This window comes from Erwinia pyri (assembly GCF_030758455.1).
In the GTDB taxonomy this organism is placed as follows: Bacteria; Pseudomonadota; Gammaproteobacteria; order Enterobacterales; family Enterobacteriaceae; genus Erwinia; species Erwinia pyri.
Map to the genome: position 1 here is coordinate 2,825,928 of NZ_CP132353.1, position 19,276 is coordinate 2,845,203.

At 55.0% G+C, this 19,276-nt stretch carries 23 protein-coding genes; 9 read left to right on the top strand and 14 right to left on the bottom strand.

What is annotated here, in order from left to right; all coding sequences use genetic code 11:
• Nucleotides 1-245: 245 nt before the first annotated feature.
• From flgL to flgB, 11 genes are all read right to left on the bottom strand, one after another.
• Entirely contained in the window at nt 246-1,211 is a 966-nt protein-coding gene (gene flgL, locus Q3V30_RS13305; RefSeq protein ID WP_306206390.1) for a flagellar hook-associated protein FlgL, read from the bottom strand.
• Between the two features lie 21 nt (nt 1,212-1,232).
• The gene (gene flgK, locus Q3V30_RS13310; RefSeq protein ID WP_306206392.1) at nt 1,233-2,873 is read right to left on the bottom strand and encodes a flagellar hook-associated protein FlgK; all 1,641 of its coding nucleotides are present in this window, start codon (nt 2,871-2,873) and stop codon (nt 1,233-1,235) included.
• A gap of 119 nt (nt 2,874-2,992) precedes the next feature.
• Entirely contained in the window at nt 2,993-3,931 is a 939-nt protein-coding gene (gene flgJ / locus Q3V30_RS13315; protein ID WP_306206394.1) for a flagellar assembly peptidoglycan hydrolase FlgJ, read from the bottom strand.
• Nucleotides 3,931-5,037, bottom strand: coding sequence for a flagellar basal body P-ring protein FlgI (locus tag Q3V30_RS13320; protein WP_306206396.1), 1,107 nt, complete (start codon nt 5,035-5,037; stop codon nt 3,931-3,933). Before Q3V30_RS13320 ends, flgJ begins: the two co-directional genes overlap by 1 nt.
• Before the next feature lie 9 nt (nt 5,038-5,046).
• Complete coding sequence (locus Q3V30_RS13325) at nt 5,047-5,745, bottom strand: flagellar basal body L-ring protein FlgH (RefSeq protein ID WP_306206398.1); 699 nt, start codon at nt 5,743-5,745, stop codon at nt 5,047-5,049.
• Between the two features lie 66 nt (nt 5,746-5,811).
• On the bottom strand, nt 5,812-6,594 hold the full coding sequence (flgG, locus tag Q3V30_RS13330; RefSeq protein WP_306206400.1) for a flagellar basal-body rod protein FlgG: 783 nt from the start codon (nt 6,592-6,594) through the stop codon (nt 5,812-5,814).
• A gap of 17 nt (nt 6,595-6,611) precedes the next feature.
• Nucleotides 6,612-7,367 carry a flagellar basal body rod protein FlgF gene (locus Q3V30_RS13335; protein WP_306206402.1) on the bottom strand — a complete coding sequence of 252 codons (756 nt, stop codon included), beginning with the start codon at nt 7,365-7,367 and terminating at the stop codon, nt 6,612-6,614.
• 21 nt (nt 7,368-7,388) lie between these two features.
• Nucleotides 7,389-8,597 carry a flagellar hook protein FlgE gene (gene flgE / locus Q3V30_RS13340; protein ID WP_306206404.1) on the bottom strand — a complete coding sequence of 403 codons (1,209 nt, stop codon included), beginning with the start codon at nt 8,595-8,597 and terminating at the stop codon, nt 7,389-7,391.
• 27 nt (nt 8,598-8,624) lie between these two features.
• The gene (gene flgD / locus Q3V30_RS13345) at nt 8,625-9,293 is read right to left on the bottom strand and encodes a flagellar hook assembly protein FlgD (RefSeq protein ID WP_306206406.1); all 669 of its coding nucleotides are present in this window, start codon (nt 9,291-9,293) and stop codon (nt 8,625-8,627) included.
• An 11-nt stretch (nt 9,294-9,304) separates the two neighbouring features.
• A complete protein-coding gene (flgC, locus tag Q3V30_RS13350) occupies nt 9,305-9,709 on the bottom strand; it encodes a flagellar basal body rod protein FlgC (protein ID WP_306206408.1) in 405 nt (134 codons plus the stop codon).
• 3 nt (nt 9,710-9,712) lie between these two features.
• Entirely contained in the window at nt 9,713-10,126 is a 414-nt protein-coding gene (flgB, locus tag Q3V30_RS13355) for a flagellar basal body rod protein FlgB (RefSeq protein WP_306206410.1), read from the bottom strand.
• Between the two features lie 156 nt (nt 10,127-10,282).
• Between flgB and flgA the strand changes: the two genes are divergently transcribed.
• The 3 genes from flgA (at nt 10,283) to flgN (ending at nt 11,783) form a co-directional block, all read left to right on the top strand.
• A complete protein-coding gene (flgA, locus tag Q3V30_RS13360) occupies nt 10,283-10,948 on the top strand; it encodes a flagellar basal body P-ring formation chaperone FlgA (protein ID WP_306206412.1) in 666 nt (221 codons plus the stop codon).
• Between the two features lie 102 nt (nt 10,949-11,050).
• Nucleotides 11,051-11,347: a flagellar biosynthesis anti-sigma factor FlgM gene (flgM, locus tag Q3V30_RS13365; RefSeq protein ID WP_306206415.1), complete on the top strand. Its 297-nt coding sequence runs from the start codon at nt 11,051-11,053 to the stop codon at nt 11,345-11,347.
• A gap of 4 nt (nt 11,348-11,351) precedes the next feature.
• Nucleotides 11,352-11,783, top strand: a complete 432-nt coding sequence (gene flgN, locus Q3V30_RS13370; protein ID WP_306206417.1) for a flagellar export chaperone FlgN — start codon at nt 11,352-11,354, stop codon at nt 11,781-11,783.
• 68 nt (nt 11,784-11,851) lie between these two features.
• Here the strand turns inward: flgN and murJ are convergent, their stop codons facing one another.
• The 3 genes from murJ to rimJ form a co-directional block, all read right to left on the bottom strand.
• Entirely contained in the window at nt 11,852-13,390 is a 1,539-nt protein-coding gene (murJ, locus tag Q3V30_RS13375; protein ID WP_306206419.1) for a murein biosynthesis integral membrane protein MurJ, read from the bottom strand.
• 110 nt (nt 13,391-13,500) lie between these two features.
• Nucleotides 13,501-14,421, bottom strand: coding sequence for a Gfo/Idh/MocA family protein (locus tag Q3V30_RS13380; RefSeq protein ID WP_306206421.1), 921 nt, complete (start codon nt 14,419-14,421; stop codon nt 13,501-13,503).
• A 147-nt stretch (nt 14,422-14,568) separates the two neighbouring features.
• Nucleotides 14,569-15,159 carry a ribosomal protein S5-alanine N-acetyltransferase gene (rimJ, locus tag Q3V30_RS13385; RefSeq protein WP_306206423.1) on the bottom strand — a complete coding sequence of 197 codons (591 nt, stop codon included), beginning with the start codon at nt 15,157-15,159 and terminating at the stop codon, nt 14,569-14,571.
• A gap of 273 nt (nt 15,160-15,432) precedes the next feature.
• On the opposite strand from rimJ, the gene grxB reads away from it, so the two are divergent.
• The 6 genes from grxB (at nt 15,433) to bssS (ending at nt 19,198) form a co-directional block, all read left to right on the top strand.
• Nucleotides 15,433-16,080, top strand: a complete 648-nt coding sequence (gene grxB, locus Q3V30_RS13390) for a glutaredoxin 2 (RefSeq protein ID WP_306206425.1) — start codon at nt 15,433-15,435, stop codon at nt 16,078-16,080.
• Nucleotides 16,081-16,223: 143 nt separating this feature from the next.
• Entirely contained in the window at nt 16,224-16,790 is a 567-nt protein-coding gene (locus tag Q3V30_RS13395; protein WP_306206427.1) for a lipoprotein, read from the top strand.
• Between the two features lie 152 nt (nt 16,791-16,942).
• Nucleotides 16,943-17,989 carry a dihydroorotase gene (pyrC, locus tag Q3V30_RS13400; protein WP_306206429.1) on the top strand — a complete coding sequence of 349 codons (1,047 nt, stop codon included), beginning with the start codon at nt 16,943-16,945 and terminating at the stop codon, nt 17,987-17,989.
• An 81-nt stretch (nt 17,990-18,070) separates the two neighbouring features.
• A complete protein-coding gene (gene dinI, locus Q3V30_RS13405; RefSeq protein ID WP_306206432.1) occupies nt 18,071-18,316 on the top strand; it encodes a DNA damage-inducible protein I in 246 nt (81 codons plus the stop codon).
• A 135-nt stretch (nt 18,317-18,451) separates the two neighbouring features.
• Complete coding sequence (locus Q3V30_RS13410; protein WP_306206434.1) at nt 18,452-18,727, top strand: hypothetical protein; 276 nt, start codon at nt 18,452-18,454, stop codon at nt 18,725-18,727.
• Nucleotides 18,728-18,943: 216 nt separating this feature from the next.
• Entirely contained in the window at nt 18,944-19,198 is a 255-nt protein-coding gene (gene bssS, locus Q3V30_RS13415) for a biofilm formation regulator BssS (RefSeq protein WP_306206436.1), read from the top strand.
• Nucleotides 19,199-19,276 lie beyond the last annotated feature (78 nt).

The following is a 19,276-nucleotide window of genomic DNA, read 5'->3' on the forward strand; positions in this document are numbered from 1 at the left end:
TATCTGAAAGTGTTTACTCTGGGCGGGTTTAAGCCGGGTGAAGAGCTGCGGTCTGAGGATCTCGTTCAGTCTGAGCAGAGGTGTTCCTTCTACATCCAGAGTGCAGAGGAGAGAGTTAAAGAGGGTATTCCGGAGAAAAGCAGCATGGCGCGAGGGCAAAAAAAAACCCGCTATCAGAAGGTTAACGCTGACAGCGGGAGAAACTGAACGCACCCGGTTTAAGCGCGTCCAAAAGTGGTAAAGCTTTAAGAATTCATTTTGAACAGGGACATGCCGGACATATCGCTGAAGACCTGATAAGAAGCCTGAAGCGCTGCCTGCTGCATGGTGTAGGTGGAAATGGCGCTGGTGTAGTCCACATCCACCAGGTTGCTCATCTGCGTAGCCTGGTTCAGCTTGGTGTCGTCCCCTTTCGAGTCGAGGTTATCCAGCTCGTTGAGCTGAGTTCCCAGCTCAGAACGCACTTTCGATACGTTGTTCAGCGAGTTTTTCAGGCCACGGATGGTTTTATCCAGCGCAGCAGACTGTACATCTTTCGCCGCATCATCCGCATCTGCAACCGGCGTATTCAGTGCATTAATAGCGGTGTTGAGCGTCGTGAAGATATTGCCTTCACTGGCGCTGCCATCCGGCTCGGCTACAGGGTTGCTGGTCAGGGACATAAAGACCTGGCTGCCGGTGTGGTTGGTCGTCATGGTACGGTTGGCATCCACCTTCTGCGAGATTGGCGTATCGCCGCCAACATAACTCACGTCGCCGTTGGCATCCTGAACAAAGGGTGCCGTATCCGTCTTATAACCAGCAAACATATAGCGACCGTTGCCGTCGGTGGTGTTAGCCAGATTCAGCAGCTGGTCACGAATACCAGTTAACTGCTCCGCATAAGAGGAACGGTCATCATCAGATAATGTGCCGTTAGAAGCGGCAACAAGAATAGTTTGTGCGCTAATAACAACATTGGTCACCTGCTTCAGGTTGGTCTCTTCCTGCGAGATATTATTGGTGGCAAAACCTCGTGCCGATGCGTACTGGCTGGTTTGAGCCTGAGCCTGAGAAAGCACCACCGCCTGCGCTGCCGCGACAGGATCGTCAGACGGTTTAACCACGCGCTTGCCGGAAGAGAGTTGCTCACCAGCATTCAGCCAGGTTGCCTGGGAATTTGAGATCCCACGCATCTGCTGATCGTAAATTTGAGCGGTACTGAGACGCATTGTGGACTCCTTATTCTGTTATCAGCTAACGGCGCTGATCAGCGCGTTAAAAATGGTGCTCGCGGTCTGGATAACCTGAGCATTCGCCGTGTAATACTGCTGATAACGCGTCAGGTTGCCATACTCTTCATCCAGGTTGACCCCGGAGATGGACTGCTGCTGGTTGGTCAGCTGTGTCACCACGTTATTCTGGGTGGTACTGGTAGTTTTCAGATTGGTGGTCTTGTTACCAATATTGGCTACCATGCTGGCGTAGCCTTCCGTCAGCGAGCTGGATCCGTTAATCACCTTTTTGGTCTGCAAATCCAGCAGCGACTGGGCGTTGGTATTATCACTTACACCATCATCGGCACCGGCGGCGGCAACTTTAGCCTCATCGCTGATATTCACATCCATATTGATGATGGCATCAGAGACCGGTTTGACCAGGAAGCTGTCATTGGTATTCGGCGTGTTGCTTACCGTTACCTTCAGGCCATCAAAGCTCAACGAGCCGTCGGCGGCTGGAGTGACCGTGCTTTTGGCATTATCTGAAAGACGCGTGACGTCCCAGCTGGTGCCGTTAAAGGTCATTTTATAGTCGGAAGCCTGCACTTTGGTGGTGTCATCCCACACTGCCGTCATGGAAGCGTCGCCGGTATTTTTGGCGTTAGAGATAGTTGCAGGGCTGCCAAGCGCAAAGAAGGCTTCACCGGCATCACCGTTACTGTCATAACCGGCTTCGTGCTGCGCGTTAAAGCTGCTGCCCAGCGCCATCGCCATCTGACCCAGCTGATTACGGGTATTGTCCAGGTCGCTGCGGAAAGCAATTAATCCGCCCAGCGAGCCGGTGGTCAGCAGTTTTTCATTAATTTCAGAGGTGGCGCCGGTGGTGGCATTCACCGTTGCAACGGTGGTTCTGCGCGGATCGCTGCTGGAAGGGATCGTGGCGAGCTGGCTGTAGCTGCTGCCCTGCACCAGAGAGATGCCGTTGCCCATACTGATGTTATAGCTGCCGCCATCCTGCTGACTCACGGTCACGCCAACCAGTTTGTTCAGGTCGCTGACCAGCTGATCGCGCTGGTCCATTAAATCGTTTGGCTCAGTCCCGCCGCTTGCGCCTTTCAGCTTGGCGATCTGCTGGTTGACGTTAGCAATCTGCTTGGCATAACCATTGATTTGATCAACGGTGGAAGTAATAGAGGTATTGAGGCCGCTGTCCAGGTTGCGCAGATAGGTATCTGTCACCTGGAACTGGTTAACCAGGCCGTCAGCCTTACCTAACACAGCCTGACGAGCGGAAGCGTCGTCGGCGTTGCTGACCAGCGTCTGGATAGAAGAGAAGAAATCCTGAATGTTGGTCGACAAGGTGTTGGTAGTGCTGGAAAACATGTCATCGATGTTCGACAACTGATTGTACTGCGTGGTCAGCCCGCTGGACTGCGTGCTGGCTGCGCGAAGCTGGTTGGTAATAAAGGCGTCATACTCGCGGTTGACGCTGGCGACCGATACGCCGTTACCATAATAATTGGTGCCGCTAAGCGTGCTGTTGGCCTGAGCAAGTACGGTAGTCTGACGGTTATAGCCAGTAACGCTGTAGTTGCTGATGTTGTTACCGGTAGTATTCAACGCCGCCGAAGCCGCATTTATTCCGCTTAACGCGGTATTGATTAAGTTAGACATGTCGGTTCCTTGTTTACCCTGACACAGCACGGGCCGGCATTAAGAGTCTGCCGGCGTGCTTTAACACAAATCCGGCCTGAATAGGTTATCGGTAAAAACGGGCTAAACTTGAGTAAAAATCAGAACAAATCGCCAATATCCTGGGTGTAGGCTTTCACCACTTTTTCACCCATATTTTTAAATTGCTGAATCATCCCCACCAGCTTCTGCGCATACTTGGGATCCGTTGCGTATCCCGCTTCCTGTAACGCTTTGGCACCCTGCTCCGGCGTTGTGGCTGTGGTCACCGCGCTGTAGCGAGGGTTATTACTGAGGAGTTTTACGTAGTCGTTCAGGGCGTCGAAATAGGAGTCGTAGACGCGGAACTTAGCCACCACTTTTTTGGCGTGACCGTTCTCATACTCGGTAGTCAGCACCTCGGTGGTTTTACCCTGCCAGCTGCCGGTAGCTTTAATCCCGAAAACGTTATAGCTGGGCTTACCCTGCGAGGTGAGGATCTGCCGCTGACCCCAGCCTGATTCCAGCGCGGCCTGCGCCAGGATCAGGTGATGAGGAATGCCGCTTTCCGCACTGGCCAGTTTGGCAGGCTGGGAAAGCTGGGCGATAAAGTCGCTGCTGTCGCCGCTTAATGGCGTATCGGATGAAGGCAGGCGCGGGACCGCCTTGCGGATAATCTGCTCCATTGCCAGCGGCGGCAGCGTATTGATAAAGTTTTTGTCCAACATCATCGGCACGGTGCCCGCTTTTTCATCCAGCGGGGCCGCCTGCTCCATCTGCTTGACCATCATATCCGCCAGCCCCAGCCCTTTTGAGGCGATCTGCTGCCCAATCTGCTGATCGTACATTGAGGTATAAAGCCGCGTCTGTTCCGTGCTCAGCAGACCATCCTGCGGCAGCGCCTGGCGCATGCTTTTCAACATCATCTGTACAAACATCCCTTCTACCTGCTTTGCCACTTCCCGCGCATGCGCTTTCGGGTCGCCGCTGGCCTGGCGTTTCAGGTTGTTCAGCGAGCGGCTGTCGTAAGCCGCTCCCATCAGAGATTGGGAATCGCTCATCAGATAATTTCCAGTTTGGCGTGCAGACAGCCCGCACTCTGCATTGACTGCAGGATGGACATCAGGTCAATCGGCGTGGCGCCCAGCGCATTCAGGGCACGTACCACGCTGTTAAGGTTGGCACTGGCATTCACGCTCTGCAGCGCACCGCCGCTCTGGCGCAGGTCGATTTGCGTCTGTGGTGTCACCACAGTGTTCCCGCCACCAAACGGCGTGTTCGGCTGGCTGACGTTCTGCGACTGATTAACCGTAACCGAGAGGTTGCCCTGCGCGATGGCACAGCTGCTGAGCTGAACTTCACGGTTCATCACCACCGAGCCGGTACGCGAGTTGATAATCACTTTGGCGTCCATAATCGGTACGGAGACGTCAATGTTCTGAATGTCTGCCAGCAGGCGAACCTGCGAAGTTCCGTTGGCGGAAACCTGTACCTGCACGGTACGGCCATCCAGCGCCTGGGCAGAGCCGTAGCCGCTGCGGGCGTTGATCGCGTCGGTGATCCGCTGCGCCATGCTGAAGTCTTCTTCGTTCAGGAACAGATTGATTACGTTTGAGGTCCCGAAATTGTTCGGCAATTCACGCTCAATCGTCGCCCCGCCGGTGATACGCCCCCCGTTAACCTGGTTGACCGTCACGCTGCTGCCGCCCGCCGAAGCGCCCGCGCCGCCTACCAGGATGTTTCCCTGTGCCAGCGCATAAACCTGGTTATCCACGCCTTTCAGCGGCGTCATCAGCAGCGTGCCGCCACGCAGACTTTTGGCGTTACCCATTGAAGAGACCACCACGTCGATGACCTGTCCCTGGCGACCAAATGCCGGAAGCTTACCGGTAACCATGACCGCCGCCACGTTCTTCAGCTGCATGTTGGTGCCCGCAGGCACCGTAATCCCTAACTGAGATAACATGTTATTCAGACTTTGCGTGGTGAACGGTGTCTGGGTGGTCTGGTCACCGGAGCCATCCAGCCCCACCACCAGGCCATAGCCGATCAGCTGGTTTTCACGCACGCCACCCACGGTGGTTAAATCGCGAATACGGTCAGCGTGGGCGAAGGCGCTAAGGCCAGCCAGCAGCAGCAGGGTGAAACGAACAATCATCTTACGCATTGGAACCTCTTAATACGGTGACAGGTTCAGGAAGAACCTTTGCAGCCAGCCCATGGTCTGCGCCTCATTGATATAGCCGTTACCGACATATTCAATGCGCGCATCCGCCACCTGCGTCGAGACAACACTGTTGCTGCCGCTGATGGTGCGAGGGTTAACCACGCCCGAGAAGCGAATAAATTCCGTTCCCTGGTTGATCTCAATCTGTTTCTCACCCACGACTTTCAGGTTGCCGTTCGGCAGAACCTGATTCACCGTCACGGTGATGGTGCCGGTAAAGGTGTTGTTGGCCGTTGCGCCGCCTTTGCCAGCAAAATCGGTCTTGCCGCTGGCATCGATATTGGTTTTGTCGCCGCCCAGCAGACCGGTAAGCGAACTTGGTACGCTCAGACCGAGCGTGGTGCTGCCGTCGCGTCCTGCGGAGGCCGTCGAGCTTTTGCTCGCACTGACGTTTTCCTGCAGGGTAATGGTCAGCGTATCGCCGATATTACGTGGACGTCGATCCTCAAACAGCGGCTGATAGCCGTAGTTCATCGGCATCACGCCCTGAAAAATGGAGCCGTTAACAACCGGCGGCGAAGCAGGCAGCGGCTGGGCCGTTGTCGAACCTTCAACCAGTGGCGTACGGGGAACTAAAGCACAACCGTTAAGTGTCAGGAGCAGCGTGGCTACCAACAAACGTCCAGGCATTGGGATTTGCTTCGCCATGGAATCACTACCTTTAATAATGAAAGTTTTTTTATTCAGGGTCGGGCAAGCCCGACCGCTGTGGCATTACAACTGCGTCAGTTTGGCCAGCATCTGATCGGAGGTGCTGATAGCTTTACTGTTGATCTCGTAGGCGCGCTGGGTCTGGATCATGCTGACCAGCTCTTCAGCCACGTTAACGTTCGAGGTCTCGACATAGCCCTGATAGAGCAAACCGGCGCCGTTGTTACCTGGCGTACTGTCGGTTGGCGCACCGGAAGCCTGCGTTTCCTGATAAAGGTTTTCACCTTTGCTCTCCAGGCCCGCATCGTTAATAAAGGTGCTAAGCGTCAGCTGTCCGACCTGAACCGGCTGGGTCTGGCCCTGCTGGGTCACGCTCACCACGCCGTCACGACCGATGGTCATGCTCAGGGCGTTGGCTGGAACAGTGATGGCTGGCTGCACCGGGAAACCGCCGTTGGTGACTAACTGGCCATTCTGATCGGTCTGGAACGAGCCGTCACGGGTGTACGCCAGGGTGCCGTCTGGCATCTGCACCTGGAAGAAGCCCTGGCCGCTGATGGCCACATCTTTCGAGGAGTCGGTTTTGTTCAGGTTGCCCTGAGTATGCAGACGCTCGGTTGCTACCGGGCGCGTACCTGTACCCAACTGCATGCCTGAAGGCAGCGTGGTCTGCTCGGAAGACTGCGCGCCTGGCTGGCGAATAGTCTGGTACATCAGGTCTTCGAACACCGCGCGCTGACGCTTAAAGCCGTTAGTGCTTACGTTGGCAAGGTTGTTCGAGATGACGTCCATATTAGTTTGCTGGGCGTCAAGACCGGTTTTGGCAATCCAGAGAGAGCGGATCATTATAGTTTCCTCTGCACTTAGCTCATTGACAGCAGCTGGTTAGCGCGTTGTTCATTCTCATCGACGCTGGAGATGACTTTCATCTGCATCTCGAAGCGGCGTGCGTTGGCGATCATATCGACCATGGTTTCGACCGGCTTAACGTTGCTGCCTTCCAGCACGCCAGGCATCACCTGAATGGTCGGATCGTTCTGCAAAACGGCACCGCGCTGCGCCTGAGCAGTGGCGTTCAGACGGAACAAGCCGTCATCTCCGCGCACTACTTCTGAGCCGATGGCTTTCACCAGCTTCAGTCGGCCCAGCTGGACAGTGGCATTCGGCGGATCGCCTGGGTTCAGCGCGGTAATAGAGCCATCAGCGGCGATGGTGACTTCCGAACCCTGCGGCACGGCGATTGGTCCACCGTCGCCCATCACCAGGTTCCCCTGGATGGTGAGCTGCCCGGCAGGATCGAGTTCCATATTCCCGTTACGGGTGTAGGCCTCGGTACCATCAGGCGCACGCACGGCCAGCCAGCCGTTTTCACGCACCGCTACGTCCAGCGGGCGCTCGGTATAATCCAGCGTCCCCTGCGACATATCTGCGCCAGGCGTTGACGCTGTTACCAGCGTACGGGTAGGCAGTGAAAGACCTTCCACCGGAACGGCGCGCAGCGCATTAAGCTGCGCACGGAAGCCCGGCGTGGAGGCGTTGGCGAGGTTGCTCGCCGTCACTGCCTGCTGATCGAGGGTCTGACTGGCAGCCCCCATTGCGGTATATATCGCGTGATCCATAAGACGATCCTGTTAGCCGAATTAACGCAGGTTGACCAGGGTGTTGAGGATCTGGTCCTGAGTTTTAATGGTCTGGGCGTTAGACTGGTAGTTACGCTGTGCCACAATCATGTTCACCAGCTCTTTACTCAGATCCACGTTGGAAGACTCCAGTGCGCCTGCGGTCAGGGTACCGAGGTTACCAGTGCCTGCCAGTCCCACCAGCGCCTGGCCGGATGAGCCGGTTGCTGACCAGACGTTGTTACCTTCAGACTTCAGCCCTTCCGGGTTAGCAAAGTTTGCCAGGGCGATCTGCCCCAGAACCTGAGTTTTCTCGTTGGAGTAGTTGCCAACTAAGGTACCGTCGTTATTGATCTGATAGCTGGTCAGTTCACCAGGCTTATAACCATCCTGCGTCGGGTTACCGAAGGTGCTGGTCCCGGTATTCTGCTGCTGGCTGTTCAGCATGCTGATATTGAAGGTGGTAGGCGCAGAACCGTTAAGGGAAGTCAGCGTAACTGACTGGTCAGCGGTCGAGGTCATCTGGCCATTCTGGTCAAAGGTCATGGTGAAGTTGCCGACGTCAGCGGTAGGATCGGCCGCGCTGCCATCTTTAACGTTCACATTCCAGGTACCGTCTGCTGTTTTACTGAAATAGAGGTTCAGGTTGTGTTCGTTGCCCAATGAGTCGTAAGTGGTCATTGAAGCCTTGCTGCTGTAGGTATCGGTATCGTTGATATCCAGCGGCGTTTTAGTGATAACAGCATCCGTTGAGTTCAGGTTCGCCACAATGGCCGCTGCACTGGTCGCCTTGGCAGACATCGCAGTAGTAGGAACGCTCAGGCCAACCGGGTTAGCACCGGTCTGTACGGTTGGCGGCGTGCCGGTTGCCGGATAGCCGGTCAGCTGCAGGCCGTTGGCGTTAACGATGTTACGGTTTGCGTCCAGGGTGAACTGGCCGTTACGGCTGTAGTAAACGGCGCCGCTGGTATCCGCCATGCGGAAGAAGCCAGACTGGCTGATCGCCACGTCCAGTCCACGGCTGGTAGAGGTGGTGGTACCGTCGTTGAAGTCCTGAGTAACCGCAGCCACTTTAACACCCAGGCCCACTTTAGAACCTGCAAACATATCAGCGAAAGAGACGGTGGCAGACTTGAAGCCTACCGTCGCGGAGTTGGCGATGTTGTTGCCGATTACATCAAGGTTGCTGGACGCGGCGTTTAAGCCACTGACTGCCTGTGAAAATGCCATGTGTTTACTCCTGAAAAAAGTTAGGTGTTAAATAATCTGACGAACATTTGCGAGGGTGGTAGAACCCATCGTGCCGAGGTCTAAAACGGCACCGCTCGTGTCGTTAGTCACCCCATTAACCAGCGCATAATTCAGCGGCTGCGTAACCAGTTGTCCGGTTGCGTTGCTGGCGCTCAGAGAAACGCTGTATTTACCGTCTGCAGCGGTGGTGCCGTCGGTGGTGCTGCCATCCCAGGAGAAGGTATGCACGCCGGCGCTCAGTCCGCCAAGATTGATGGTCTGCACCACCTTGCCGGTTGAATCAGTGATTGTTGCGGTAGTCGCGGTAGAGGCCTGCTCCAAGCTGACGCCGAACGGCGTGGTCTGTCCGCTGCCTACCAGAACCTGTGAGCCATCCACCATCACGCCGTGACCAATCAGCGTGGTCGCCTGCAAAGACTGTCCGCTGTTGATCTGGCCGGAAATCGATCCCAGCGTGGTGTTGAGTTTCTCAATACCGCTCAGGGTATTGATCTGCGCCAGCTGGGTGGTGAGCTGGCTGTTATCCATTGGGTTGGTCGGGTCCTGGTTTTGTAACTGCGTGACTAACAGCGTCAGGAAGTTATTCTGCAGGTCCGCAGCTGAAGTATCTGTTGTCGACGAAGTCGCAATGGATGAGTTATTTAGTGATTCATTAACGCCTACTGCAATGCCCATCAGCCTGCTCCTTATTGACCCATCGTCAGGGTTTTCATCATCATCTGTTTCACGGTGTTCAACACTTCCACGTTGGCCTGATAGCTGCGCGACGCGGACATGGTGTTGACCGTCTCCCCTACGACATCCACGTTAGGCATTTTCACGTAGCCTTTGGCATCGGCCATGGGATTGCCCGGTTCGTAGACCAGTTTGGCTGGCGTAGGGTCGTCAACGACCTGCGCCACCCGCACGCCGCCGGTAGGTGAACCCGGCAGAGCATTGGTCTGGAACACTACCTGCTTGGCGACGTAAGGCTGACCATCTGGCCCGGTTACGCTGTCGGCGTTGGCCAGGTTACTGGCACTGACGTTCAGACGCTGAGACTGGGCGTTCATTGCCGATCCGGCGATATCAAAAATATTCAGTAAAGCCATAAATTATTGCCCCTGTAGCACGGACATCATGCCCTTGATCTGACTGCTGATAAGCGTCAGATCGGTCTGGTATTTCAGGCTGTTGTCCGCAAATTGCGTACGTTCACGGTCCATATCGACCGTGTTACCGTCCATCGCTGGCTGATCCGGGATCCGGTACATCAGGTCGATGGACGCTGGCTGCAGCGTTTCCGCGGGAATATGGCGTGCTGACGTCACCGCCAGCGACAGTCCCGATCCTTCCGCCCGCCCCTGCTCCATCACCTTATTCAGCTGACTGGCGAAATCGATATCGCGAGCCTGGTAGCCTGGCGTATCAGCATTGGCGATATTGGATGCCAGGATCTCCTGCCGCTGGGCACGCAGGTTTAAAGCTTCGGTGTTAAACCGTAGTGCCGCGTCCAGTTTGTCGAGCATGCTTCCTCCGCAAAATGAAAATTCAGAGCTGACAGCATAATCGGGGTGCGCAATAGTCATCGTCTGAATAGCGCTAAATTTTGTTGCTATTTTGCGCCTTGACCTGAACGAGCCAGGAGTAGAATCAGGACCAGTTTGATTTATGGGAGAATCCCGATGCGGCACATTGTTGTTTTAGCCAGCCTGCTGGTCCTGATGAGTCTCTCAGCCAGCGCGGCGGATCTCACGGCTCAGCTCAATCAGTTTTTCAAAGCCCGCTATGGAGAAACCGGCCAGAGCGCCGATACTCTCTCCGTGGTGGTGAAAACCCCGCAGTCGCAGTGGCCCGAGTGTGAGGCGCCGCAATTCTCGCTGCCCGGCAACAGCCGGATCTGGGGAAACATGAGCGTGGCGGCCAACTGCGATCAGAACCGTCGCTACATCCAGGTTCAGGTGCAGGTGACCGGCGATTACATCGTGGCGGCCCGTCCGGTGACGCGCGGCGGCACGATAACGGCAGAGGATATAAAAATTCAGCACGGCAGGCTTGATACCCTGCCGGCGAGAACGGTGATGTCGGCAGAGCAAATTGCCGATGCGGTGACGCTGCGGGATATCGTTCCCGGTCAACCGCTTACGTTGATGATGGTCAGGCAGCCCTGGCGGGTAAAAGCGGGACAGAACGTCACCGTCACCGCCAGCGGCGGCGGATTCAGCGTCAGCAGCGAAGGCCGGGCGATGAACAATGCCACGGCGGCACAACTGGTTCGGGTGAGGATGAGTTCTGGTCAGATTGTCAGTGGAAAAGTCGGGGCGGATGGGATAATTCTTATAACGCTATAAAACACTAAAGAAGGGTTCAGTTCTGCCGATAGTGTTAATAACAGACATAGTACACTTAGCTTATCAGGCCTTAAAAACGCCCGATCATACAGGAGCCAGATTATGAGCATTGACCGAACTCAACCGCTGAACCCGGCCAGCACCGTGCAGACTCGCGACACCAACGAAACCGTTGCCCCTAAAGCGCGTCCGGCAGAAAGCAAAACCACGCAGGCCGGTACCCAGGTAGTGCTGAGTGGCGCGCAGTCGCAGCTGACCAAAGCCAGCTCACAGGATATCAACACCGCTCGTGTTGAAGAGTTAAAAACAGCCATTCGTAATGGCGAGCTGAAAATGGATACCGGCAAAATCGCCGATGCCCTGATCCAGCAGGCCAAAGATTCCTTAGAAGGTAACTAAGTAAATGCAAAAGCTGCTGACCTCGCTTGATATGATGTTGGAAGTGCTGAACAGTCTGGCCGACGTGATGACGGCGGAGCAACAACAGCTCTCAGGCGGTCAGATTAACAGCAGCTTACTGCAACGCATTACCGAAGATAAAAGTTCGCTGCTGGCCACGCTCAATTTTATTGAGCAGATGCGCCGCGATGCAGAAAAAGAGGCGGGGCTGCATGCGCCCTACAGCCTCAACCCTGATATGGCTCGCCGCTGGGCTGCCATTCAGGAGCAGACCGTGAAGCTGCGCGATACCAATTTACATAATGGATTGTTGCTGAATCACCAAATCGGCTTTACCGAACAGGCGCTGGAAGTGTTGAAGCCGCATCAGACGCAGAAGTTTTATGGCCCGGATGGCCAGGCAACCACCAGCAGTTTTATCAGCCGGAAAGCATAAGCCCCGATCGCTACAGAAATCAGGCTTAATCAGCCCCAGCGCGCTCTGCGCACTGGGGCTTTGCCCGATCACGCCAACGTTTTGCGGGCGAAATCTTTCACCCGGAAGCCCAGCGCTGCCAGCACCACGAAGAATACTCCGCCACCTACTGCACAAACAGCCGCCAGACGCAGCAGACGCCAGGCCATATTGCCTGTCGCCCAGTCAGGCATCACCTGCAGCATCCCCACCAGCGCAGCGGCCATTACCGCCACGGCGATAAAGAGCCGCACCAGAAATTTGCGCCAGCCCGGCTGCGGATGGAAAATCTGCTGTTTACGCAGCTGCCAGTAGAGCAGTGCGGCATTCAGACAGGCACCAAGACCGATCGACAGCGACAGCCCGGCATGTTTCAGCGGCCCAATAAAGGCCAGGTTCATCAGCTGCGTCATCACCAGCGTGACGATAGCGATCCTGACCGGCGTTTTGATGTCCTGACGGGAGTAGAATCCTGGCGCCAGCACTTTCACCACGATGATGCCCATCAGCCCCACGGAGTAAGCCACCAGCGCGCGCTGGGTCATCGCCGCGTCAAACGCATTGAACTTCCCGTACTGGAACAGCGCCACGGTCAGCGGTTTAGCCAGGATCCCCAGCGCGACGGCGCACGGCAGCGCCAGCAGAAAGCAGAGTCGCAGGCCCCAGTCCATCAGGCGGGAATACTCATCATGGTTGCCGCTGGAAAAGCTTTTTGCCAGCGACGGCAGCAGGATAGTCCCTAACGCCACGCCCAGCACGCCGGAGGGGAACTCCATCAGGCGGTCAGCATAATACATCCAGGAAACCGAGCCGGAGACCAGAAAGGAGGCGAAAATGGTATTGATAATCAGTGAAATCTGGCTGACCGAAACGCCGAGGATCGCTGGTCCCATTTGACGCATAACCCGCCAGACGCCTGCATCTTTCAGGTTCAGTCTTGGCAGCACCAGCATGCCAATTTTTTTCAGATGCGGCAGCTGATAGCCGAGTTGCAGTACGCCACCCGCCACTACCGCCCACGCCAGCGCCATTACCGGCGGATGAAAATGAGGCGCGGCAAACAGCGCGAAGCCAATCATACTGACGTTAAGCAGCGTGGGCGCAAATGCCGGAACGGAGAAGCGGTTCCAGGTATTGAGAATGGCCCCTGCCAGCGAGGCGAGCGAGATCAGGAAAATATAGGGGAACGTCACCCGCAACAGCGCAGAAGTAAGGGCAAATTTATCGGCGGTATCGGCAAAGCCGGGCGCGGTTATCATGATCACCCAGGGCGCAGCCAGCATCCCCAGAATGGTAATAATTGCCAGCGCCAGCGTCAGCAGGCCGGAAACGTATGCCACGAATACTTTTGTCGCCTCTTCGCCCTGCTTGCTTTTATATTCGGCGAGGATCGGCACGAAAGCCTGAGAAAATGCCCCTTCAGCAAAGATACGGCGCAGCAAATTAGGCAGTTTGAAAGCGACAAAGAAGGCGTCTGTGGCCATCCCGGCCCCAAAAACTCTTGCCACAATGGCGTCGCGGGCAAATCCCAGCACGCGCGAAAACAGGGTCATAGAGCTGACCGCTGCCAACGATTTCAACAGGTTCATTTTCTTCCTGACTGTTCTGGCGGTAAGTGGCGGCACCGGAGGAGGCCCGCCAGGGTGGGCATAGTCTACTGATATGGAATGAAATAACCAGATTCGTTTGTTACAGCCGATTATTCCCGCTCAATATCGCGCCAGAGCTTCTCCACGACGCGCTGCGCCAGCAGCGCCTGCTCCCCGGAGGTTTGCGGCATTGTCTGATTCTGCACACAGGCAATAAAGTGGTGGGCGGCGCCGACAAAGCCTCGCTGTTCCAGCGTGGTTTGCCAGCCGGGAATCGGATCGACAATCAGCTTACCGGCAGATTCCTGTTGGTAGTCGCGCATATCATTCACCTGCAAAAGACGGCCATCGGTCACGGCACAGACCGATTCCCGCTGGCTGCCCGCACGGCGGTGCATGCTGGTGGTAATCTGGATTTCGCCCCGTGAGAAATGGTGTTCAGCGTAGAGCATCTCCCCCGACTCATTGGTCAGCAGCGTGCCGCTTTGCAGGCTCTCATAACCGCCGCTCAGCCATAAAGCCGTGTCCACCACATGCAGATAATCATCCAGCAGCGTAAAGAAGAGATCGTGCGGCCCGACGCTGTCACTGCGGTGCTTATCCATGCGCAGGGAGGCGAGCCGTCCGAGATCCGCTTTTAACTGAAGATAGCGCGGAGCAAAGCGCCGGTTAAAGGCCACCATCAGCTTGCGGCCTCGCTTGTGCGCCAGTTCCACCAGCTGTTCAGCCTCGCTCAGGCGGGCAGCCAGCGGTTTATCCACGCACACATCCACACCGGCCAGAAGCAACTCTTTCACAATAGTGAAGTGGCTGGCGGTAGAGGTGTGAACAAAGACCGCATCGCTCGCGGCGGCCAGCTCCGCTACGCTCGAAAAGAGCGGAATGCGGTAGCTGTCGCAAATGACCCGCGCTTTTTGCTGATTGGGAGAGAACGCACCAGCTATCTGCCAGCCCTCCGTTCGGGTGACCACGGGCAGCCATGCTTTCTGCGCGATGCCGCCCAGCCCAACGATACCAATTCGTAATACCATTTCAGATGCTCCCGCTCAGCTGGGCCAGTTGTTGTTTGATTTGTGCCATTTCGCGTTCCCGTTCAGCCACGCGCGCCGGTCAGCTGCTCTTCCAACAGGCAGCCAACAGTGGGGGCCTTAAGGGCCGGAAGAGTAGTTTTCATCAGCTTATCCGCGACGCTCCGGTATCCATTCTTTAGCGGTAAGCGCCGTCAGGACATGATCCTGCCAGCGCCCATCAATCAGTAAATACTCTTTGGCATAGCCCTCTTTTTCAAACCCCAGGCGCGCCAGTAAATTGCCGCTGCGTTGGTTATGCGGCATGTAGTTAGCCATGATGCGATGGATGCGCTGCTGGCGCTGCATATAACGAATAGCTGACTGCAGCGCTTCAAACATCATGCCCTGCCCCTGCCACTTTTCACCCAGCGAGTAGCCCAGATAGCAGGCATGAAACGATCCGCGCACCACGTTACTGAAATTCGCTACCCCACGGATCTCATTTTCATCAGGATCCATCACCGCGAAATAGAAGGCGTTACCCTGTTTATGCATCTCGGCAATCAGCCCCAGACGCGCCTGCCAGCCAGAGGGATAGCAGTGGCTCTCATCGCGGATCGGCTCCCAGGGTTTAAGAAAAAGGCGATTTTCGCCGTAGTATTCAGCCAGGCGCCAGGCATCGCGTTCATGGACCAGGCGAACCACCAGCCTGTCAGTAGTCAGGCGGACTTTCGGGACAGCGGAGCGGTAGCCAAACATCTTCTCTCCTGTGTTGGCCGACAAAGAGTAAAACGGATGCGCACTGACCTCGGTTAACGGAGCGACTCCGGTTACTGTTCGTCAACTTTTGCGCTTATAAGCCACTATAACCGCCTCTACCCCGAAGGGTAAAACAGTGCGTTTAAAAATATCTTAAGCACCCGCGATTTCCCGCTGCGGTTGCCCTGTTGGCCGATCTCTTCCATACTTCTCAATGCATTCAAAAAGATTGAGCGTGACACCGTTCACGCTCAGCGCTTTAAGGAGGCGTTCTTGAAACTCTATATCTACGATCACTGTCCGTTCTGCGTTAAAGCCCGTATGATCTTCGGCTTGAAAAATCTGCCAGTCGAGCTGGTGGTGATGCTGAATGATGATGAAGCGACCCCCAAAAAATTAATCGGCCAGAAAATAGCGCCCATTCTGATGAAGGAAGATGGCAGCTGTATGCCTGAGAGCCTGGAGATCGTGAACTATATCGATAAATCAGATCGCGAGCCGCTGCTGACCGGCAAAACTAACCCGGCCATCTCTGACTGGCTGCGTCATATCAACGGTTATCTTAATAAGCTGCTGCTTCCCCGCATCGCTCAGGCCTCGTTTGCTGAGTTCGCCACGCCGGAAGCCCGACGCTACTTTAAAGATAAAAAAGAGGCCAACATCGGCAGTTTCGACGAGCTCAGGCTGCATGCTGAAGGTTACATCAAGAACGTGAATGATGACCTGCGTAAGCTGGATAAGCTCATCGTCAAACCCAATGCCGTTAATGGTGAACTGTCGCTGGATGATATCCATCTCTTCCCGGTGCTGCGCTCCCTGACGCTGATTTCCGGCATCGACTATCCCAGCCGCGTGGCAGATTACCGCGACAATATGGCCAAACAGACGCAAATCAACTTATTGTCCTCGATTGCCGTCTGATCCCGTCCGGGCCGTTGCGGCCCGGCTTTATTTCATCCCGCCAATCCCTTTCCCGCTTATCCTGGTGACTCTCAGCGCAGAGTCGTGCACTCTATTGCCTGCCGTCAGAAGGGTTACTGACGGAAGATGATAAGAGGATCACCATGAACAGACTACTTTCCGGGCTCTGCGCCCTTCTGCTGGCGGGCTTGCTCTCCGGCTGTAATCAGTTAACGCAGTACACCATCAGCGAACAGGAAGTGAATCAGGCGCTGGCAAAACACAACAATTATGAAAAGCAGATTGGCGTTGCAGGCCTGGTGGATGCGCACATTGTTCTGACCGACCTCAGCAGCAAAATTGGTCGTGAAGAGCCGAACAAAGTGACGCTTTCCGGGAATGCGAAGGTCAATATCAGCTCTCTCTTTGGTCCTCAGCAGGCGGATATGAAGCTGACGATGAAGGCCCAGCCGGTATTTGATAAAGAGAAAGGCGCTATTTTCCTCAGAGAGATGGAGCTGACTGATGTCCAGGTGCAGCCTGAAAAAATGCAGGGGCTGTTAAAAAGCCTGACGCCTTATCTTAATCAGTCACTGAGGGACTATTTTAATCAGAAACCAGCTTACCTGTTGAGCAGCGACCGCAGCAAAGCTGAATCGTTGGCTAAGCGGTTTGCCAAAGGGCTGGAAGTCAAACCGGGTGAACTGGTGATCCCCTTTACCAATCCTTAATTCTTAACGCTTTCACAGGCGTTCTCTGTTGTGCGGAGAGCGCCTGCAATTTCCCGCCAGGTTAACAAACCAGGTGCATTCCCGCCGCTTTATCCCTATGCTTAGTACCCGGCTAAATCCCTTAGCGATTTCACTTCTGCCGGAGCACTCAGATGACAGCACAACCTCAGGAACTTCTCATTCGCCGCCCAGACGACTGGCATATCCATCTTCGTGATGATGAGATGCTGAAAACCGTGCTGCCCTTCACCAGTGAGGTTAACGGCCGCGCGATTGTGATGCCCAATCTGGTTCCCCCGGTGAGCAGCGTGGCGGCAGCCATCGCCTATCGTGACCGCATTCTGGCCGCGATCCCTGCCGGTCATAATTTTACCCCGCTGATGACCTGCTATCTCACCGACTCCCTGGCGGCGGATGAAGTGGAAAAGGGATTTACCGCAGGCGTGTTTACGGCCGCAAAACTCTACCCGGCGCATGCCACCACTAACTCCAGTCACGGCGTCACCAATATTGCCAGCATCGCCAGCGTGCTTGAGCGCATGGAGAAAATCGGCATGCCGCTGCTTATCCACGGTGAAGTGACTTCAGCAGAGATTGATATCTTTGACCGGGAAGCGCGTTTTATTGAAACCGTGATGGACCCGCTACGTAAGCGCTATCCGGAGCTGAAAGTGGTCTTTGAACATATCACCACCAAAGAGGCGGCAGCCTACGTGGAAGAGGGTAACCGTTTCCTGGCGGCCACCGTGACGCCCCAGCATCTGATGTTTAACCGCAACCATATGCTGGCAGGCGGTATCCGTCCCCATCTCTACTGCCTGCCGATCCTTAAGCGCAATGTGCATCAGGAGGCGCTGCGCAAAGCGGTGGCTTCCGGCAACGATCGCTTCTTCCTGGGAACGGATACTGCGCCCCACCTGCGGCACTTAAAAGAAGCGAGCTGCGGCTGTGCCGGTGTGTTCAACGCCCCCTCTTCACTGCCCGCCTACGCCACAGTTTTCGAAGAGATGAATGCGCTACAGCATTTTGAAGCCTTCTGTTCTGAAAATGGTCCGCGCTTTTATGGTCTGCCGCTGAACGAGGGCAAGATCAAACTGGTCCGCAAACCGTGGAAAGTCGCTGAAAGCATCCCGCTGGGTGAGCATGCCCTGACGCCCTTCCTTGCGGGAGAGACGCTGAACTGGTCCGTATCGCTCTGAATCCAGCAGGAAAATAAAATAAACTGATTGCCTTCGGATCTGACACTGTATATATTCACAGTATCTTATCCGGAGGCTTTTATGCGTATTGAAGTCACTGTAGCAAAAACCACATCCCTGCCCGCTGGCGCTATCGATGCGCTGTCGTCAGAACTCATTAAACGTATTGACCAGCACTTCCCTGAAGTCACGAACAGCGTCTCTGTTCGCTATGCGGCTGCCAATAACCTCACCGTGATGGGGGGCGGCAAAGAAGCTAAAGATCGTATTACAGAGATCCTGCAGGAAACCTGGGAGAGCGCCGACGACTGGTTTATCACCGACTAGCCCAGCGGGTTTACACTTTTTGCCGTTGTTTGCCGGGTTTCGCCACCCGGCTTTTTTGTTTTTGTCGCCAGGACTCGCCGATTTCGCGCTGAGGTTGTAGACTGATTGACTTCAGCTACAGGCGAGGAGAGCACCATGAACAGTGAAAATCCTGAAGAAGCGATGACATTTGGGGAGCTGCTGGCGCTGATTGCCGATCAGCAACGTCGCCTGAGCGTCCTGGAAAGCGCCTTTGCCAGCCTCTCTTTCTGTCTGGATGAAAAAGCGGCTTCGTTGCTGATCCAGAGCCTGCGGCTGGAAGCGCAAAATCAGGCGCGCGATGAAAATATGCAGCAACATTTTTCCCATTTAGCCGAGGCGCTGGAAAAACGGCACGGGGTGATTAATATTCAGCCAGACGTTGAGCGCTGACGGAACTTTTCCCTTATTCCACACCCATTATTTTTTTCACGGCTTACGCTTATTTAAAATCTTTAATCAAACTCTCTTCTCCTGGCCCGCTAAAATTTCGTTCTGCTGTGGGCTAAAATGCTGTTATAATTACTTTGCTCTATGAAAAAAAGGCCGCATTGAACCTCGATAAATCACTTCGTTATCAATATTAATACGAGTAATAAGGGGGTTATAATGGACAGAAACAAAGATGTAATCCAGACACATCCCCTCATCGGGTGGGATATCAGTACTGTAGATACCTATGATGCCATGATGATCCGCCTTCACTCGCTTACGTCTAACGAACAGCAATCTGACGAAGCAGAAGTGGGACAGACCTACTGGTTAACCACTGATGTTGCCAGACAGTTCATCTCGATTCTGGAAGCTGGCATAGCCAAGATAGAAGCCACAGGTTATCTGGACAGAGATTACCAGAAGCACTAAGTTCTCAGGTTTGAAGGCACCCTTGCGGTGCCTTTTTCATTGCCGCAACATTTTGTTATTCTGCACTCTTAACCTGAT

What these genes read in the sequence shown, in the direction of transcription:
- flgL (WP_306206390.1), bottom strand. Translation starts at nt 1,211, where the DNA reads ATGCGTCTCAGTACCGCTCAAATTTACGATCAGCAGATGCGTGGGATC.
- flgK (WP_306206392.1), bottom strand. Translation starts at nt 2,873, where the DNA reads ATGTCTAACTTAATCAATACCGCGTTAAGCGGAATAAATGCGGCTTCG.
- flgJ (WP_306206394.1), bottom strand. Translation starts at nt 3,931, where the DNA reads ATGAGCGATTCCCAATCTCTGATGGGAGCGGCTTACGACAGCCGCTCG.
- Q3V30_RS13320 (WP_306206396.1), bottom strand. Translation starts at nt 5,037, where the DNA reads ATGCGTAAGATGATTGTTCGTTTCACCCTGCTGCTGCTGGCTGGCCTT.
- Q3V30_RS13325 (WP_306206398.1), bottom strand. Translation starts at nt 5,745, where the DNA reads ATGGCGAAGCAAATCCCAATGCCTGGACGTTTGTTGGTAGCCACGCTG.
- flgG (WP_306206400.1), bottom strand. Translation starts at nt 6,594, where the DNA reads ATGATCCGCTCTCTCTGGATTGCCAAAACCGGTCTTGACGCCCAGCAA.
- Q3V30_RS13335 (WP_306206402.1), bottom strand. Translation starts at nt 7,367, where the DNA reads ATGGATCACGCGATATATACCGCAATGGGGGCTGCCAGTCAGACCCTC.
- flgE (WP_306206404.1), bottom strand. Translation starts at nt 8,597, where the DNA reads ATGGCATTTTCACAGGCAGTCAGTGGCTTAAACGCCGCGTCCAGCAAC.
- flgD (WP_306206406.1), bottom strand. Translation starts at nt 9,293, where the DNA reads ATGGGCATTGCAGTAGGCGTTAATGAATCACTAAATAACTCATCCATT.
- flgC (WP_306206408.1), bottom strand. Translation starts at nt 9,709, where the DNA reads ATGGCTTTACTGAATATTTTTGATATCGCCGGATCGGCAATGAACGCC.
- flgB (WP_306206410.1), bottom strand. Translation starts at nt 10,126, where the DNA reads ATGCTCGACAAACTGGACGCGGCACTACGGTTTAACACCGAAGCTTTA.
- flgA (WP_306206412.1), top strand. Translation starts at nt 10,283, where the DNA reads ATGCGGCACATTGTTGTTTTAGCCAGCCTGCTGGTCCTGATGAGTCTC.
- flgM (WP_306206415.1), top strand. Translation starts at nt 11,051, where the DNA reads ATGAGCATTGACCGAACTCAACCGCTGAACCCGGCCAGCACCGTGCAG.
- flgN (WP_306206417.1), top strand. Translation starts at nt 11,352, where the DNA reads ATGCAAAAGCTGCTGACCTCGCTTGATATGATGTTGGAAGTGCTGAAC.
- murJ (WP_306206419.1), bottom strand. Translation starts at nt 13,390, where the DNA reads ATGAACCTGTTGAAATCGTTGGCAGCGGTCAGCTCTATGACCCTGTTT.
- Q3V30_RS13380 (WP_306206421.1), bottom strand. Translation starts at nt 14,421, where the DNA reads ATGGTATTACGAATTGGTATCGTTGGGCTGGGCGGCATCGCGCAGAAA.
- rimJ (WP_306206423.1), bottom strand. Translation starts at nt 15,159, where the DNA reads ATGTTTGGCTACCGCTCCGCTGTCCCGAAAGTCCGCCTGACTACTGAC.
- Q3V30_RS13395 (WP_306206427.1), top strand. Translation starts at nt 16,224, where the DNA reads ATGAACAGACTACTTTCCGGGCTCTGCGCCCTTCTGCTGGCGGGCTTG.
- pyrC (WP_306206429.1), top strand. Translation starts at nt 16,943, where the DNA reads ATGACAGCACAACCTCAGGAACTTCTCATTCGCCGCCCAGACGACTGG.
- dinI (WP_306206432.1), top strand. Translation starts at nt 18,071, where the DNA reads ATGCGTATTGAAGTCACTGTAGCAAAAACCACATCCCTGCCCGCTGGC.
- Q3V30_RS13410 (WP_306206434.1), top strand. Translation starts at nt 18,452, where the DNA reads ATGAACAGTGAAAATCCTGAAGAAGCGATGACATTTGGGGAGCTGCTG.
- bssS (WP_306206436.1), top strand. Translation starts at nt 18,944, where the DNA reads ATGGACAGAAACAAAGATGTAATCCAGACACATCCCCTCATCGGGTGG.